The 17,624-nt window shown below is 50.8% G+C and carries 14 protein-coding genes; 10 read left to right on the top strand and 4 right to left on the bottom strand.

From position 1 onward, the window contains the following. Positions 1 to 11 precede the first annotated feature (11 nt). From pepP to WJM45_RS16975, 4 genes are all read left to right on the top strand, one after another. Positions 12 to 1,322 (top strand): Xaa-Pro aminopeptidase, encoded by a 1,311-nt coding sequence (gene pepP / locus WJM45_RS16990; RefSeq protein WP_341326245.1) that lies wholly within the window; start codon positions 12 to 14, stop codon positions 1,320 to 1,322. Beyond that, positions 1,322 to 2,533 carry a 2-octaprenyl-6-methoxyphenyl hydroxylase gene (ubiH, locus tag WJM45_RS16985; protein ID WP_341326244.1) on the top strand — a complete coding sequence of 404 codons (1,212 nt, stop codon included), beginning with the start codon at positions 1,322 to 1,324 and terminating at the stop codon, positions 2,531 to 2,533. The genes pepP and ubiH overlap by 1 nt, the downstream gene beginning before the upstream one ends. Positions 2,534 to 2,538: 5 nt before the next feature. Continuing rightward, a complete protein-coding gene (locus WJM45_RS16980; RefSeq protein ID WP_341326243.1) occupies positions 2,539 to 3,759 on the top strand; it encodes a UbiH/UbiF/VisC/COQ6 family ubiquinone biosynthesis hydroxylase in 1,221 nt (406 codons plus the stop codon). Positions 3,760 to 4,087: 328 nt separating this feature from the next. Next, positions 4,088 to 4,537 (top strand): hypothetical protein, encoded by a 450-nt coding sequence (locus tag WJM45_RS16975; RefSeq protein WP_341326242.1) that lies wholly within the window; start codon positions 4,088 to 4,090, stop codon positions 4,535 to 4,537. Positions 4,538 to 4,694: 157 nt separating this feature from the next. On the opposite strand, the gene WJM45_RS16970 is transcribed toward WJM45_RS16975, so the two are convergent. Further along, entirely contained in the window at positions 4,695 to 6,032 is a 1,338-nt protein-coding gene (locus WJM45_RS16970) for a sigma-54 dependent transcriptional regulator (protein ID WP_341326241.1), read from the bottom strand. Continuing rightward, complete coding sequence (locus WJM45_RS16965) at positions 6,029 to 7,660, bottom strand: HAMP domain-containing sensor histidine kinase (RefSeq protein WP_341326240.1); 1,632 nt, start codon at positions 7,658 to 7,660, stop codon at positions 6,029 to 6,031. Before WJM45_RS16965 ends, WJM45_RS16970 begins: the two co-directional genes overlap by 4 nt. A 468-nt stretch (positions 7,661 to 8,128) precedes the next feature. Here WJM45_RS16965 and sucC point away from each other — a divergent pair, with 468 nt between their 5' ends. Then, positions 8,129 to 9,295 carry an ADP-forming succinate--CoA ligase subunit beta gene (sucC, locus tag WJM45_RS16960; RefSeq protein WP_341326239.1) on the top strand — a complete coding sequence of 389 codons (1,167 nt, stop codon included), beginning with the start codon at positions 8,129 to 8,131 and terminating at the stop codon, positions 9,293 to 9,295. After that, positions 9,292 to 10,161 (top strand): succinate--CoA ligase subunit alpha, encoded by an 870-nt coding sequence (gene sucD, locus WJM45_RS16955; protein ID WP_341326238.1) that lies wholly within the window; start codon positions 9,292 to 9,294, stop codon positions 10,159 to 10,161. Before sucC ends, sucD begins: the two co-directional genes overlap by 4 nt. Positions 10,162 to 10,633: 472 nt before the next feature. On the opposite strand, the gene WJM45_RS16950 is transcribed toward sucD, so the two are convergent. Further along, a complete protein-coding gene (locus WJM45_RS16950) occupies positions 10,634 to 11,089 on the bottom strand; it encodes a DUF934 domain-containing protein (protein ID WP_341326237.1) in 456 nt (151 codons plus the stop codon). Next, positions 11,076 to 12,728 (bottom strand): nitrite/sulfite reductase, encoded by a 1,653-nt coding sequence (locus WJM45_RS16945; RefSeq protein WP_341326236.1) that lies wholly within the window; start codon positions 12,726 to 12,728, stop codon positions 11,076 to 11,078. The genes WJM45_RS16950 and WJM45_RS16945 overlap by 14 nt, the downstream gene beginning before the upstream one ends. A gap of 323 nt (positions 12,729 to 13,051) precedes the next feature. On the opposite strand from WJM45_RS16945, the gene nhaD reads away from it, so the two are divergent. The 4 genes from nhaD (at position 13,052) to WJM45_RS16925 (ending at position 17,360) form a co-directional block, all read left to right on the top strand. After that, positions 13,052 to 14,410, top strand: coding sequence for a sodium:proton antiporter NhaD (gene nhaD / locus WJM45_RS16940; RefSeq protein ID WP_341326235.1), 1,359 nt, complete (start codon positions 13,052 to 13,054; stop codon positions 14,408 to 14,410). A 55-nt stretch (positions 14,411 to 14,465) separates the two neighbouring features. Continuing rightward, positions 14,466 to 15,800, top strand: a complete 1,335-nt coding sequence (locus tag WJM45_RS16935) for an MFS transporter (protein ID WP_341326234.1) — start codon at positions 14,466 to 14,468, stop codon at positions 15,798 to 15,800. 641 nt (positions 15,801 to 16,441) lie between these two features. Next, positions 16,442 to 16,642 (top strand): 50S ribosomal protein L31, encoded by a 201-nt coding sequence (rpmE, locus tag WJM45_RS16930; RefSeq protein ID WP_083877704.1) that lies wholly within the window; start codon positions 16,442 to 16,444, stop codon positions 16,640 to 16,642. 292 nt (positions 16,643 to 16,934) lie between these two features. Continuing rightward, the gene (locus WJM45_RS16925; RefSeq protein WP_341326233.1) at positions 16,935 to 17,360 is read left to right on the top strand and encodes a BLUF domain-containing protein; all 426 of its coding nucleotides are present in this window, start codon (positions 16,935 to 16,937) and stop codon (positions 17,358 to 17,360) included. Positions 17,361 to 17,624: the final 264 nt, after the last annotated feature.

The raw sequence follows: 17,624 nt of genomic DNA, 5'->3' as shown, positions 1-17,624 counted from the left end.
CCTGAGGAAAAATGAAGCAAGCAGAATTTAAAAAACGCCGTAAGCGCTTAATGCAACAAATCGGCAAGGGTAATATTGGATTGATACCTAGCGCATCGGCGCAAACCCGTAATCGGGATGTGCATTACCCGTTTCGTCAAGATAGCGATTTTTATTATCTGACCGGGTTTAACGAACCGGATGCGCTTGCGGTATTCATACCGGGTCGGCAGCAAGGACAATATTTACTTTTTTGCCGCGAATACGATGAAAAAAAAGCGCTTTGGGAAGGTGCGCATGCCGGTTTGATCGGAGCAACGACCGATTACGGCGCCGACGATGCATTTCCAATCGACGATATCGATGAAATTTTGCCCGGGCTCATTGAAAATAAAGAAAAGGTTTTTTATCCGATGGGCCGGGATAGCGATTTGGATCACCGCCTGCTCGAATGGGTGCACCATTTACGCAATCAATCGCGCGCCGGCGTCAACGCGCCCTTGGAGTTGGTATCGCTCGAACATATATTACACGAAATGCGCTTGTTCAAAAGCGAGGCCGAAATCAAATTGATGCGCAAGGCGGCCGAAATTTCCGCCGAAGCGCATGTCAAGGCGATGCAAAAATGCCGCCCTGGTCTATATGAATATCAAATCGAATCCGAAATCATTTATCATTTTTTACAGCAAGGCCTAAGGGCGGTTGCCTATCCTTCGATCGTAGCCGCCGGTAAGAATGCTTGCGTGCTGCATTACACCGAAAATACGTCTAAATTGACCGACGGCGATTTATTATTGATCGATGCCGGCGCCGAATGCGATCACTATGCGGCCGATATCACGCGCACTTTTCCCGTTTCCGGGCGTTTTTCCGAACCGCAAAAGCAACTTTATCAACTAGTGCTCGATGCTCAGTCGGCGGCCTTGGCCGAGATCAAGCCCGGCAATCCTTGGAATCAGGCTCATGAGGCATCGGTAAAAACCTTGACCAAAGGCTTGGTTAAATTGGGTTTGCTGAAAGGTCGCGTAGCGAAACTGATCAAGGACGAAGCCTATAAAAAATTCTATATGCACAGAATCGGGCATTGGCTCGGCATGGACGTACACGATGTCGGCGATTACAAGGTCAAGGACGAATGGCGGATATTGGAGCCGGGCATGGTCTTGACGATAGAACCCGGCCTTTATATTCCTAAAGATTGCGAGCAAGTAGACGAGCAATGGCGGGGTATCGGGATCAGAATAGAAGACGATGTGCTGGTAACGCAAGACGGCTACGAGATTTTGACGGTAAATGTGCCGAAAAGCATTGAAGCCATTGAAGCGTTGATGCAGGCGGCCTGATGCGGACTCAATACGATGCATTGATTATCGGCGGCGGATTGGCCGGTAATTGTCTGGCTTTGGCCCTTGAAGGTTCGGGACTCGAAATCGCCATGGTCGAAGCGCAGAGCCGCGAACAGTTACAAAACTCATGGGCCGGCGATCGCGCCTTGGCATTGGCGACCGGGACCGTCACGATGCTTGATGCGCTCGGCGCGTGGCAGGGTGTTTCCGATAAGGCCGCGCCGATCGAGGATATTCATGTGTCCGATCGCGGGCATTTCGGAAAAACCCGCTTGTCGGCGAAAAAGGAAGGCGTCAAGGCACTGGGTTATGTGATCAAGGCCCGCGATATCGAAAGCCATGTCGCGGACTTGGTCGAACGGACCGGGGTTGTCAAACTCAGTCCTGCTCGATTGGCGGGTTTGGCTAGTACCGATAGCGATGTCGGCGCGAGTCTCAAATACCATGACGAATCAATAACCTTGACTGCCAAGCTGCTGATCGGCGCCGACGGCGGTAATTCCTCGGTGCGGAAATTGCTCGATATCGGGCAGCAAACGACCGAATACGGACAAACGGCGTTGGTGACGACCATAAATTGCTCATTGCCGCATCGCAATACCGCTTTCGAACGCTTTACCGTTTCCGGGCCCTTGGCCTTATTGCCCATCCAAGGAAGTCAATGCGCCGTGGTGTGGACCAATACGCACCGGGACGCCGAAAGCTTGATGTCGGTTTCCGACGAAGAATTCATCGAACGATTGCAAGAGTGTTTCGGCTATCGCCTGGGAGAATTGAGTTTGGCGGCTCCGCGCCGGGCCTTCCCGCTGACCTTGGTACAGGCCGATACGATGGTGAAAGGGCGTGCCGTCATTATCGGTAATGCTGTGCATCAATTGCACCCGGTTGCAGGACAAGGCTTCAATCTGGGGCTTCGCGATGTCGTGCAGTTAGCTGAGATGCTGATCGAACAAGCCAAGCGCGAACGCGATATCGGCGACTCGATGTTCTTGAGAGGTTATGCTCAATCCAGGCGCAAGGATCTAAATAAAATAATCGGCTTTACCGATAACGTAGTCAGGATTTTTTCGAATGATTGGATCGCATTGGCGGCGGCAAGAAATCTCGGTTTGGCATTGCTCGATACCTTGCCGGGAGGTAAATCGTTATTGACTCGTCATGCCATGGGCTTGGCCGGCAGACTGCCGCGCGTCGGCAACAGGAGATAAGGCGGATGACGAGGCAAGCGGAAGTGATAGTGGTCGGCGGCGGCATGGTCGGGGCGGCCTTGGCTTGTGCGCTGGGGCATGGCGGGGTCGAAACCTTGTTATTGGACAGGCGCAGTCCGGAACGCCAATGGGACGAAAGCCTGCGGGATATCCGCGTATCGGCGTTGACCAAAGCCTCTCAGGCCATTCTGGAGGGGGTCGGTGCTTGGCGCGGAATCGTGCAAAAAGGCGCCGCGCCCTACAAAGACATGCGTGTCTGGGATGGTCGCTCCGATGGCTATTTGCATTTCGATTGCGCCGATACGGTTTTTACCGAATTGGGACATATCGTCGAAAACCGGATCACGATCGCGGCGCTTTGGGATGTTTTAGATAGTTTGCCGACCGTTCAATGCATTACGCCTGCCGAAATCGAGTTCATGGAATTGATTGAAAACGGCAGGCGCCTAAGATTGACGGATGGGCGAAGTTTTGAAGCGTCTTTGGTGGTTGCCGCCGATGGGCGCGAATCGGCCTTGCGGTCTATGGCCGGTATCGGCGTGACGGGTTGGCCCTATCGACAAGACGGTTTGGTCGCGACCGTGCAAACCGAGCTCGAGCATCAAGCGACAGCATGGCAACGGTTTCTCGAAGAAGGACCGTTGGCTTTTTTACCCCTTTTCGATGGCCAGTGTTCGATTGTCTGGACCTTATCGACCGAGACTGCGCAACAGTATTTAACAGTGCCTGATGACGAGTTTTTAAGCCTATTACAGCAAGCATCGGGCGGTATTCTTGGTAACATGCTCAAGATCGGCCCGCGCGCGGCCTTTCCGCTGAAATTTCAATTTGCCGACCGCTATACCGACAGTCATTTTGCATTAGTGGGCGATGCGGCGCATGCGATGCATCCTTTGGCCGGACAAGGCGCCAATGCCGGCTTGTTGGATGCCGCGGCCTTGTCTGAAGCCGTCATAGACACTAAACGGTCGGGTCGGCCGTTATCCGGTGTTCAATATTTAAGGCATTATGAACGCTGGCGTAAAGGCGATAATTTAATGATGATGGCGAGTATGGATTTAATTAATAAAACCTATGCGGTCGACAATCCAATGTTCGCCAAACTACGTTCGTTCGGCATGAACCGTATCAATCATACTGCGGCGTTGAAAGATTATTTGAACCGTCATGCCATGGGATTAAGGGATGACTTGCCGAGCTTGGCCAAAGGGCAGGTCTGTTGGTAAGGATTTACGGTTTACCCGGTCGCGCGGCTTCTGGTATATTCGCTGTTATCGCCAAACGCTTGGTTTTTTATTAAAAAAGGCCTTTTTTTCGGCGAAAATAGAATAACAAATCAAAATGGAGTAATCGATGGCAACGGGGTTTTATATTTTAACGACGATATTCGTCGCGTATGTCGTCTATGTGGTGGTCGGTGACAAGGTTAAGAAAAATAACGAATAAGTTCACGGCTTTTTTAAACGATGAAAAAGATAATAACAAACAGCCTAATAATCATGCCGAATGGCGAATTAACCGGGCAATTCAATTAATTAACTGGAGGAAGGGAATATGGCGGAAATATTGTTTATTTTAACGACGATTTTTGTGGCTTATGTAGTTTATGCGGTGGTTGGCGATCAAATGGCCGATATGAAAGCCATTAAGGCAAAAGAGGGTTCGCATCCGGCGAAAGCCGAAACCGCTAAACCCGCTGAAGTGAAAGTTGTCGAAAATAAACCGGCGCCGAGAACTGCTAAAAAAGCGCCCGAGCCCGTTGCACAGGCGCCTGAAAAAAATGAATCGTCTGCAAGCAAGAGCGGTTTGCGCGATCCGGCGACCGGCGAAACGGCCAGCATTCCGACCAATTACCGCTTTGCCAAGCGTTGGATAAAAGAGGCCATGGTCAAAGAAGGTTTGCTCGATAAAGTCTATAAAAACAGTGAATTGGACGATGAGGCTAATGCTAAAATCAAAACGGCTTTGGACAGCTTGCTGCAAATGGATAAATACCGCGCTTAATAGGCTACCGTATCACCACGGTCGGGCGCTTTACAGTTGGTGTTGTTAGCCGTTCAATGGATGGCATTGTCGGGTGCGCATCGCGCACCTTCCAAGACATGTTGAGATTAAAAAGCGAGAACACTGGAATTGACGAAAAGGACTTTTTTAGACAGGTCTAGTCCAAGCCCAGTTTTTTTAGCCGGTAACGCAATGAGCGGAACGATAAACCCAGCTCTTTTGCCGCTGCGGTTTTATTCCATCGGTTATTTTCGAGAGCGATGGTAATGGCGGTTCGCTCGATATCTTCCAAATAATCTTCTAACGACGCTTTTGACGGGTTGAACACGGGGGCATCAGGAACGATTTCCGGATTAATCGGCAGATTTAAATCGTCCGAATCGATCGTTTTGCCGTCGCTGAGCGCAACGGCGCGTTCTAGAATATTCTCGAGTTCCCTCACATTGCCTGGGAAACGATACTTTTTCAATGCGGTCAGCGCCGATTCCGAAAGCCGAACTCGGTAAAGGTTGTTGCTATTCAACGAAGTCAAAATATGTTCGGCAAGTTGCGCGATATCATCGCCTCGTTCGCGAAGCGGCGGAATATTGAGATCGATGACATTGATCCGGTAGTATAAGTCTTGCCGAAAACCCCCTTCCTGAACCAATTGATTCAAATCTTTATGCGTGGCGCTTAGGAGGCGAACATCGACCGGTGTTTCGTGTTGTTCGCCGACCGCGCGGACTTTTTTTTCCTGAATCGCGCGGAGTAATTTGACTTGCAGCGAGGGAGGCAGATCAGCGACTTCATCGAGAAACAGCGTGCCGCCCTCGGCCGCTTGAAACAAACCTTTTTTATCGGCAATTGCACCGCTGAAACTGCCTTTTTTATGTCCGAAAAACTCGCTTTCCATGAGTTCGGGCGGAATTGCTCCGCAGTTTACGGCAACAAAAGGCTTGTCGCTACGCGGGCTTTGCTGATGAATCAAGCGCGCCACCAATTCCTTACCCGACCCCGATTCGCCGCTGATATAGACCGGCGCCTGGCTACGTGCCAGTTTGTCGATTTTGGACCGGACTTGACGCATCGGCTCCGATTCGCCCAATAAAATATGTCGTGTGCGTCTTTCTTTGGTGTCGGCGTCGGGGCCTAGTTGTAGGGCTTTCGTGACGATTTGCCGAAGCACCGGTAAATCGACCGGTTTTGAGATAAAGTCGAAGGCGCCGGCTTTCATTGCCTTGATCGCAGTGTCCATGTTTCCGTGTGCGGTAATCACGGCAATCGGAATCGTGCTACCCGTGCTTTGGAGGTATTCGACCAATTCGAGTCCGTTGCCGTCGGGTAGCTTCATATCGGTTAGGCAAAGATCGAACGGATGATGTTGCAACAACTGGCGAGCCGAGCCGACATTTTCCGCGCACAAGGTATCGATGTTCATGCGCTTGAGCGTAATGCTTAAAAGCTCTCGGATGTCCGGTTCGTCGTCGACGATTAACGTTAGGGGGTGTTTCATATTTCAATCAAAGTTTGTTCGGCGTTCGGTAAACAGAGCCGGAAGCAACTTCGGTTCCGGTCGGTAATATGATAGCTTAACCGGGCTTGATTCAGTTCGGCTAATTCCTTCGAAATATAAAGTCCCAGACCGGTTCCGTGCGCCGAGGTCGTAAAAAAAGGTTCGAACAGATGCTTGCGGTGGCTCGGGTCGATGCCGGGGCCGGAATCGATAACCTCAATACAGGGCATTTGCTCATGTTGACGGATCGCCAATGTGATTGATTTTTTTTCGGGGTTGCCGTATTTCAAGGCATTTTGGCACAGATTGTCGAGAATTTGTTTTAAATGGCCTTTGTCCACCAATGCTTGCGCTTGCTCCGATTCTGTCGTCAGGGTGAAAAGATCGCGTGCGTGACCGTTTTCAGCGCAGAATTGCTCAATGTAGTCGTCTAACCATTGAATCAAGTCGATTTTTTTACGTAACGAAGCGCTACGCCGGGACAATTGTAAAATATCCTCGATGATTTTGTTCACGCGGGTCGAATGATCTCTAATAATTTCGGTGAGACGCCGGTCTTCGTCCGATAATTCGATGTTTTCAGCAAGCAGTTGTCCTGCATGGCTGATGGCGCCGAGCGGGTTGCGAATTTCATGAGCGATGCTGGCGGTTAATTGCCCTAGAGAGGCGAGTTTACTTTGTTGTAAACGCTGATTGTAAAACGCGATATCTTCCAAGATTATCATGTTGAGCGCTTCGTGCCGGGTCGGAAGCGCTGTAAACCGGGTTTGCATCTCGCTGCCGTCCGTTAAGGGAATCACGGCGAAATCCTGGCTGGGGTCGTTAAGCCAGAACGAGAAAGCTTCGTCTAAGTATGGAGAAATAGTATGAAGATGACCGGGCATTGTCGAGCATTGCGTAAGTCTCGCGGCGGCTTCGTTACTCATCCGTATCTGATGATCGCGATCGGAAATGATAATGCCCGATTGTAAATGTTGAATGATGTATTTGCTGAGTTCCTCGAGTTGGTTGATGGTTTTTTGCTGCGCGGTGGATTGTTCGGTGCGTTGCGCGAGCGCATAGGCCAGCATTGCGATCGTAAAGAATGAAGCGCCGAGCATCGCGGCATAGGTATACGCGGTATCTCTGAAACTATGGGTTTGGAACGCATAAATCTGCTCGGCAAGAATGGCTAAACTGGCAATGGCGGCGAATAGCAGCGCGCATCGCCCGCCGATTAATAGTCCGCTCGCGGCGATCGATGCGGCGAGTAAGATGCCGACGCCGCTGTTAATGCCGCCGCAAGCATGCATGATCAGTGTAATGATGATAATGTCGGTGAAAATGAGCGTTTGAGCCTGAACGGTATAGCTGACCAGTCGCCGCAATAAACAAAAGCCGGATACTATCGTCAGCGCTAAATGACCGCTGCCACTGACGATAAATAAGTATTCGTCGTGACGGGCGCCTGTGCCGGGGCCGAGCCGGCTGAAGAATAACATCACGAATAAGCAAGCCAGAATCAGCCGGTAAGTCAGAAAGACTTTTAATAGCAGCCAGGCTTGTTGGCGCGGGATGCCGTATCCCATCGAAAAAGGACAAGGATAAATAATATCGGATTTGTTTTCCGGTTTGAGTTTATTAAGCATGGTGTTTTATTGCGGCTTGGTTAAAATAAACCTACAGTAACATTCATGAAGGCCCGGTCATCGCCCCGGCAAATGACAGTTCGAGGCGTGGCGGAGGGTGCGGTCACTCGCTCGACAGGACCCAGCCCCTAAATTAGTAAGACTATTAACCATGACCGATGGGCTATGGAATTTAGGGGCTGGGTGAATACGTCCATGTAGGCTCGACGGCGGCTATCCTTGCCGCCGCGCCTGTCGATCGAGCAACCGCACCTTCTTCGGAACCGGCATTTGCTCTGTAGAGCGCCGTATGTCGAAAAATTAGATAAAGAGTCCAAATTTACAAAATTTCACAGTAAAAAGGTTCGAGTCGAAAGCAAGATAAATACGGGAGTCTGTTTACCGGTCTAATTCGGAAAGCTATATTTTCAAATTGGATCGAAATGTAAGCAAGATATCAGGTAATTTTATAACCACCGGAAAATAACGATGAACATCCATGAATACCAGGCTAAACAGTTGTTCAAACTCTATGGCATTCCCGTGCCGGAAGGCAGTCCGGCTGAAACGGCGGGGCATGCCGAACAAGTCGCGCGCGAACTCGGCGGCAATGCCTGGGTCGTGAAGGCGCAAGTTCATGCAGGCGGGCGTGGCAAGGCAGGCGGCGTACATATCGCAAAAAGTTTAGACGAGATTACCGAATTCAGTCGTAAATTGTTGGGTACGCGCTTAGTGACGCAGCAAACCGGAGCCGAAGGCTTGCCGGTCGAGACGCTCTATGTCGAAAAGGCCGGACGAATCGATCGCGAGTTTTATTTGAGCGCATTGGTTGACAGGGGCAGCGAACGCGTAATTTTTATCGCATCGGCGGCCGGCGGCATGGATATCGAAGAAGTTGCGGAAAAAACGCCGGACCGCATCATTTCGTTTCAAGTCGACCCGGCTGCTGGGCTTCAGCCTTATCAATGCCGCAAAGTCGCATTTGCGTTCGGACTTGAGTCTACGCAATTCAAGAGTCTCGAAAAAATCATGGCTGGTATCTATAAGCTGTTACTCGAAAAAGACGCCGGCCAGATCGAAATCAACCCGCTTGTGACGACGGACTCGGGCGAATTGATCGCGGTCGATGCAAAGATCAATTTCGACGACAACGCGGTCGCCGTGCATCCGGACATTACCGCGATGCGCGATCCGGGACAGGAGGACGAAAAGGAACATAAGGCGCAGCAGTTCGGGCTTAATTACATCACCTTGGACGGCAGCATTGGTTGCATGGTCAACGGCGCGGGCCTTGCGATGGCGACGATGGACTTGGTGAAGTTGAAAGGCGGGAGTCCTGCTAATTTCCTTGATGTCGGCGGCGGAACGAATACCGAAAAAGTCGCCGAAGCGTTTAAATTGATCCTGGCCGACCCGAACGTCAAGGCCGTGCTGGTCAACATTTTCGGCGGCATCGTCAAGTGCGACGTGATCGCCGAAGGCATTTTGGCCGCAGTCAAGGAGGTTAGTGTTAAGGTTCCGGTCGTGGTTCGGCTCGAAGGCACGAATGCCGAAGCGGGGCGTACATTATTGCGGGAGTCGGGATTGAATTTAGTGGCGGCGGATGACTTAGCAAAGGCTGCCGAACAAGTAGTTGCACTGGCGGAGGGTGTATGAGCATTTTGGTGAACAAAGCGACGAAAGTCATCTGTCAGGGCTTTACCGGTAAACAAGGCACTTTCCATTCGTTGCAAACGCTCGAATACGGCACGCAGTTGGTCGGCGGCGTAACGCCCGGGCGCGGCGGCGAGACTCATTGCGATTTACCGGTGTTCGATACGGTCGAACAGGCCGTGCAAAGAACGCAGGCTGAAGCTACGGTGATTTATGTGCCGCCTTTCTATGCGGCCGATGCGATATTGGAAGCCTTCGATGCCGGCATCAAAGTGATCGTCTGTATCACCGAAGGCATTCCGGTATTGCACATGCTGCGCGTCAAGGCCGCGATGGCCGGTTCCGATACGGTATTGATCGGCCCTAATTGTCCCGGCATCATCACGCCGGGCGAATGTAAAATCGGCATCATGCCGGGTTTTATTCATCAGCCCGGCAAGATCGGTATCGTGTCGCGATCAGGGACATTGACTTACGAGGCGGTGCATCAAACGACGCGCGAAGGCTTGGGGCAAAGCACTTGCGTCGGCATCGGCGGCGATCCGATTCACGGCATGAATTTCATCGACGTGATCAGCCGTTTTCAGGCCGATGAGCAAACGCACGGCATCGTCATGGTTGGTGAAATCGGCGGTAGCGAGGAAGAGGAAGCGGCCGAATATATCAAGGCGCATGTCACGAAACCGGTGGTCGGTTATATCGCCGGACAAACCGCGCCGCCCGGCAAGCGCATGGGTCATGCCGGAGCGATCGTGACCGGCGGTAAAGGTACGGCGGCAAGCAAAATTACCGCGATGAAAGCGGCCGGCGTAGAAATGGTCAGCTCGCCCACCGAGATCGGCGAAGTCATGAAAAAAGTCTGCGGCTAATAAAAGGAGCCTCTGGCAAGACGGGCTTTGTAGTTATATCCTAAACGCTTCACCCGTGGCTGAAGCAAGCTGAAATGGTTGAAGCAAATCGAAACGTTCGGAGCAGGTTGAATAACCCGCTCCGTGCTCATCGTTATACATAAGTCAAAAATTACTGTTTTCAACTTTAGCTAATGAGGCTTCGATACCATTTTTTGTCGCCCAACGTTCCCGACTTCGAAATCGCGATCTGGGGATCGCTCCCACAGAGCATCCGCCCCCTTGTGGGAGCGACGCCTTCGTCGTCCCTCACCTAACGCTAGGTGAGGGAAAGCCACTGATGTTCAATATCCGCAGATTTATCAAACAGCACCGTTTCCAGGTATACGATGACCTCTGTTTAGCAAGTTTACCGATACTTGTGTATAACGGCGAGAGCTGGAGCGTGGGAACGATAGGGGGGAATAATTACGGCATAAGAGCTGAGAAGCGGCTAATTCACCGACGGCTGATAAGCCACCGAAAAATCGTTCAATGCGGCCAGCGCGTCTTCCGGCTTTCTGCTTTCATCCAATTGAAAGGCGTCGACGCCGGTTCTGTGCAGATAAAATATCTGATCGATCAGGTAATTGCCGACCGCGCGAACTTCGCCCCGGTAATCATAGCGGTTGCGCAGCAACCAAGCTTGGCTGAACGAGCGCCCGTCGCCGAACATCGCGATGTCCAATTCGACCAAAGGCATTCCGGCTAGATCGACGGCAATGTCTTCAAGCTGGTCGGTCGTACGGATTCTGATACCGGTTTGTCCGCCGCGCCGAGTCAGGAAGTCTTTATCGTTCAACCAACGAGACGCGGAAACGGTAATATCGCCGGTTTGAGGGATGTCTTGATCATCGGCGACAAATTGCCAATTGTCTTCGGTGATTTTTTTATCTTTAATGATTTGCATAAACTTGCTCTTTAAAGGGCGTAATGCCGACGCGTTTAACGGTATTTAAGAAAGACTCGTCTTCTTGTCTTTGCTTGATGTAAACATCGAGAATGTCTTGTATGGCCCGCGTGATTTGGTCCTTGGCAACCGCGGGTCCCAGTCTATCGCCGATCGCGGCTTCGTTTTCGGACGAACCTCCCAGCGTGATCTGATACCATTCCTCGCCTTTTTTATCGACGCCGAGAATCCCGATATGGCCGACGCTTTGATGCGCGCAGCCGTTCATGCAGCCTGAGATGTTGATCTTGATATCGCCGAGATCGTGCAGGTAATCGAGATCGTCCAGGGCCTGATTGATTTCGCGGGTAATGCCGATGGAACCTGCGTTGGCCAGCGAGCAAAAATCGAGTCCCGGACAGCAGATGATGTCGGTTGCAGAGCCGATATTCGGCGTGGCTAACTTGGCGGCGTCGAGCTCCTGCCATAAGGTGAACAAATCTGCCTGCTTGACATCGGTCAAAACCAAATTTTGCCTATGAGTGCTGCGGACTTCGCCGAAACTGAGGCGGTCGGCCAAATCGGCGACCAAGTCCAATTGCGTATCGGTAATGTCGCCGGGAGGGGCGTCGGGTGCTTTCAGAGAAATGAAGGCCGCACGATAACCGGGCACGCGGTGATCGGCCGTATTCTGTTGAACCCAAGTTGCAAAGGCCGGGCTTTCTTGAAGTCGCTCATTGAAACTGCCGTCAAGGTCGGCGCCGGTTTCGTAAGCCGGCGGCGCGAATTGGGCTTTAATGGATTCTATACGCTCGTCGCTCAATTCGAGACTATCTTTGTTCAACTGCCATTCTTGCTCGACCAATTCGGTGATCTTTTCGAGGCCTTCTTCTTTAACCAAAATTTTGATTCTGGCTTTGTATTTATTGTCGCGGCGCCCGAACAGATTGTAAATGCGGACGATGGCTTCCAGATAAGACAGTAGATGCTTTTTTTCCAGAAACGGACGAATGACTTGCCCGATGACCGGCGTGCGGCCTAGGCCGCCGCCGACGAAAACTTTAAAACCGACTTCGCCGGCATCGTTTTTGACCAAATGCAGGCCGATATCATGAAATTGCGTCGCGGCCCGGTCGTGCAGCGCGCCGCTGACCGCGATCTTGAACTTGCGAGGCAAAAACGCGAATTCGGGGTGCAACGTAGTCCATTGGCGAATGATTTCGCAGTAGGGGCGCGGGTCTTCGATCTCATCCTTACACACGCCGGACAAAGGGTCGGTCGTCGTATTGCGCATGCAGTTGCCGCTGGTTTGAATCGCATGCATTTGAACCTCGGCCAGTTCCGCGAGAATGTCGGGAACTTCCTCGAGCTTGGGCCAATTGTATTGAATATTTTGGCGCGTCGTAAAATGACAATAGCCCTTGTCGTATTTACGGGCGATTTCGGCCAATTTGCGCAATTGCCTGGACGACAGCAGGCCGTAAGGGCCGGCCACGCGCAGCATCGGCGCGTGAGTTTGAATGTACAAGCCATTCATTAAGCGAAGCGCGCGGAATTGATCGCCGTCGAGTTCTCCCTTCAGGAAGCGTTCGGTTTGGCCTCTGAATTGGGCGACACGTTCATCAATGAGCGTTTGATCGTCTTGAGTGTATTGGTACATAGTGAGGATGAGCTGTTGGAAAAGCGCCCTAGGAGGGCGAATAAGTGAACCGGCGTAACTATTCAGCTCCCCGGTAATTATCGTTCCCACGCTCTGCGTGGGAATGCCTGAGTACCGCTCCAGCGGTACGAGACGCTAGAGCGTCTCGGTCTTCGTTCCCACGCTGAAACGTGGGGACAATAGGGGGAGGGGTGAATAATTACAAACCGGCAATATTATACCGACACGGATAAAATGACAAAGTTTATTATGCGGTTATAATATCCCGCTTTAAAAATTTTAATGTTCGTTTTTCCAATAATTTACTAAATCAGGGGGTTCTTTTGTTGCGGCTTATATTTGTGATGCTGGCTTTGTGTTTGCCGGAGCTGGCGCTGGCGGGCGGGTTTGAAAACCTAAATCTAACCGGTACCGAGCGAGGTATCTATACGGTATTAATTTTCGTCATCGCTTACGGTTTCGTGATGGCCGAAGAGTTTACCGGATTGAAAAAATCCAAGCCGGTCATCTTTGCGGCGGGAATTATTTGGGCGCATGCGGCGGTTTTGGCGTCCTCGAAAGGCGTTTCAACCGAAGAATTGCACGAAGCCTTCGAGCATAACCTAAAAGAATACGCGGCCTTGATGCTGTTCTTGCTGGTAGCTATGACGTATATCAACGCGATGGCCGAGCGTAATGTATTCGAAGCGCTTCGTTCCTGGTTGGTCAGAAAACAGTTCAGTTATCGTAAGCTGTTTTGGATAACCGGCGTCATCACGTTCTTCTTGTCGTCGGTTGCCGATAACCTGACTTCGGCTTTGTTGGTCGGCGCGGTCGTATTGGCGGTCGGCAAGAAAAACGATAAATTTATCACGATCGGTTTGATTAACCTGGTGATCGCGGCAAATGCCGGAGGCGCGTTTTGTCCGTTTGGCGACATCACCACACTGATGGTATGGCAAGCCGGTTATGCGGAATTTTTCGACTTTTTCGCATTATTTATTCCTTCAGCAGTTAATTATCTGGTGCCGGCCGCCTTCATGCATTTCGCGGTGCCCGATGAGCAGCCCGAAGCGGTTCACGAAGCGGCAATCGAATTGAAACCGGGCGCGGTAACGGTTTGCGTGTTGTTCGCATTGACTATCGTTTCGGCGGTCAGCTTCAAACAATTCCTGCATTTGCCGCCGTTCATGGGCATGATGTTCGGTCTTTCGATCTTGATGCTCTATGGTTTTCATATCACCACGCTCTATCGTAGCAATGAAGATTATGAATTCGATATCTTCAATAAAGTGCGCGATGCCGAATGGGATACTCTGTTCTTTTTCTTCGGCGTCGTGTTTGCGGTAGGCGGTTTGGGCTATATCGGCTATCTTGAGCTGATGTCGGCGGCAATGTACGACGGACTCGGATTTACCTCGGCCAACATACTGGTCGGCGTGATGTCCGCGATCGTCGATAACATTCCGGTGATGTTCGCGGTATTGAACATGGGGCTGGATATGGATCTGTATCAGTGGCTGTTGGTGACGATGACCGCCGGTGTCGGCGGCTCGATGTTGTCGATCGGTTCGGCGGCGGGTGTAGCCTTGATGGGGCAGTCGAATCATAAATACACTTTTTTCAGTCATCTGAAATGGACGCCGGCGATTGCTGCAGGTTATGCGGCCAGTATTTTCGCTCACTACTTGGTGAACGGCTAAACATGGCGCTTCGGCTTCGCGTTGACGCTCCGCTGCTTGATTGCCGGTTGCCGGCATGATGGCTGTTAAGAGCGGATGGCGCGAAGCCTTCCTTGTCTATACCCGGCCCCGCGTGCTGGGTATGGTTTTTCTCGGCTTTTCAGCCGGTCTTCCCTTTCTATTGGTTTTTTCGACACTGTCGGCATGGCTTCGCGATGTCGGCGTCGAATTGTCCGTCATCGGTTTTTTCAGCTGGGTTGGCGTGACATACTCCATCAAGGTATTTTGGGCGCCGGTGGTCGACACGCTGCCGCTGCCGTGGTTGACCAAGTGTTTCGGCAAGCGGCGCAGCTGGATGTTGCTGGCTCAATTGGGCATAGCCGCAGGCCTGGTCGGCATGGCGAGCGCCGATGTCGAATCGCAATTGCAATGGATAGCGATATTCGCCGTTTGGGTGGCGTTTTGTTCCTCGACCCAAGATATCGTCATCGATGCCTATCGAATCGAAGCGGTCATTGTCGAATATCAAGGCGCGATGGCGGCGATGTATGTGCTCGGCTATCGGATTGCATTGCTGGTGGCCGGGGCCGGCGCGTTTTATCTGGCCGAGTATTTCGATTGGGCGATTGCCTATCAACTAATGGCGGCTTGCATGCTGGTCGGTGTCGCGGCCACGCTGATCATTGACGAACCGCTCGCTAACGGAGATCAAGAAGCGCGGAAATTGGCGCGAAGAGTGGAATCCGCTCTGGGTGTTTCGGAGCGCCGAAATTGGCTGGCTCGATTGGGCGCCTGGTTTTCCGATGCGGTGTTAAGTCCGTTCGTCGAGTTTTTTACGCGGAACGGCAAATTCGGCTTGATGATACTGGTGCTGATCGCGACTTATAAAATGAGCGACATCACGATGGGCGTGATGGCGAACCCGTTTTATTTGGATATCGGCTTCAGTAAAAAAGAAATTGCCGACATCAGCAAGATTTTCGGGTTTTTCATGACCATCGCCGGCGCCTCGCTTGGCGGCGTATTGGTGGCCCGCTATGGCATCATGAAGCCTTTGTTGCTCGGCGCGGTGATGGCCGCCGCGACCAATTTACTTTTCGTGCTGCTCGCCGTATCGGAGCCCAGCTTGGTTTTGCTCGCCGGCGCCGTCAGCGCCGATAATCTCAGCGGAGGTATTGCGACCTCGGTGTTCATAGCCTACTTATCGGGTATGACCAGTAAGGCCTATACCGCGACCCAATACGCCTTATTCAGTTCGCTGATGACGCTGCCCGCGAAACTTTTAGGCGGCTTCTCGGGGATAGTGGTCGAACATTACGGTTATGAATTGTTTTTCATCTATTCCGCATCGGTCGGATTGCCGGCAATCGTTTTGGTGCTGGTGTTAATGAGGCGCTACGCGCGAAGTTAGCCGTTTGGCGATGGTTTTCTAAGCAGGACGAGGAGTACGTAGCCCGAATGTAGCGTAGCGGAATACGAGATTTCCCACGCTCCAGAGACTGTGAAAGTATTGGTGAATACATCATAAAACAATTTATTTACCATGAAGAACATGAAGATAATGAAGAAAAAGACTATAAAATCAAAAATTTAATTTTTCGTGTGGCTTCGTGTTCTTCATGGTTATTTCGTAATATTGAATACTTTCAAAGTCTCTCCAGCTTCCTGAGACCGGCGCAACCCATATGCGCCAACTTAAGCAAATAACGCGTCATTCCGCCAGGGATTGGCGGAATCCAGTGCCATGGATGGCAAGCTTTTGATGCACAGTAGAGCCTGAATGCAAGCATTATTTATTTCTGTGGTGTTTAACTTAATGGCGGTGACGCTGGAGCGAGAGAACGATAGGGGAGTATGAATAATTACAACCGAAATATTTAACGTAAATCGAAACATTCGGTATGTGTTAAATACCCCGCCCGGCGTGGAGAAAGAAACAAGCACCATAAGGAATCGACCAAAAATTGATATTGCGATTCACTTATATAAACAGTATCATACGCAGTTCATTAATAAGTACGTGGCCCATTAACGGGTAATTTGGAAGCAAACATGAAACCAGACATTCATCCAGAATACAAACAAATCACAGTCACTTGTGGTTGCGGCAATACCTTCGAAACCGGGTCCGTATTGGGTAAGGATCTTCAAGTTGAGGTATGCTCCGCATGCCATCCTTTTTATACCGGTAAACAACGAGTAGTCGACACCGCAGGAAGGGTTGATAAATTCCGTAAAAAATACGGTAAATAATCCAATCATCGATACCGAAAGTTCCTTATACGCCGGATTATAACAAACACGCAATCCTTTCCGATTCCTTAGCGGGCGCACGCCCGCAGCGCTCGCTGATATACCTTTCGCACTTCAAACTTCGGTAGTGCTTAAGGTATATTCACGATAAGTTTCATTTTCTTGTCATGAACAAGATTTAAGCGTTTGTCAGACTCATTTAGCATTGGAAGAGGCTATGCCTGGCAATGAGAAGAGTCCTGGGGTAAACTCGCCACTTGTTTAATGCGTTAAGTTGTAGCGAGAAGTGTTAATGCCGCTTTATTGTTTGGTTTATACCAGCGTTTCAAGTCAGGAAATGTCCGATGACGACTTGAAAGCCTTGCTTAAAAAAGCAAGAGAAAAAAATAACAAATTAAATATTACCGGCATGCTGCTTCATCTTGACCCTTTTTTTATTCAAATATTGGAAGGCGAGGAAGAAGTCGTGCTGGACTCGTTTAACCGCATTAAAGAAGACTCAAGGCACCAAAAGGTCTCGGTTATTTACAAGAAGCAAATTAAAGAGCGTGCTTTTTCAGATTGGACGATGGGCTTTAATAAAGTTAACGATGAAGAGTTAGAGAGCCTTGACGGCTGTTTCGACATTTGGGAGCAATCAACGCCTAATTCCTTGGCAGGAGCATCCGGCGAAATTGAGCGGTTGTTGGAAATGTTCAAAAATGAAACCTTGTTCTAGTGGAGCTATCGTGACCGTGAACCCAGTCCTAAATTACCAAAGTGGTTAGCTTATAGCCAATGGGTTATAGAATTTAGGCGCTAGGTGATACGTCCATGTAGGCTCTATGCCAGCTCCATGCTGCTTGTCTTGCTGCATCAATTCCTGGGTATGTTCGTTCTTGATAACGGCGATGTCGAACGCAACCTCATTCCCACGGTCCTCCGTGGGAATGCATACTGATATTGTGTAGGCAGTCAAAGCATCGATCCCAACGGGTCCGTG

The sequence above is a fragment of the Methylotuvimicrobium sp. KM2 genome (assembly GCF_038051925.1).
In the GTDB taxonomy this organism is placed as follows: Bacteria; Pseudomonadota; Gammaproteobacteria; order Methylococcales; family Methylomonadaceae; genus Methylotuvimicrobium.
The sequence above is the reverse complement of the archived record's forward strand: the minus strand, read 5'-3'. Positions and strand labels throughout refer to the sequence as shown.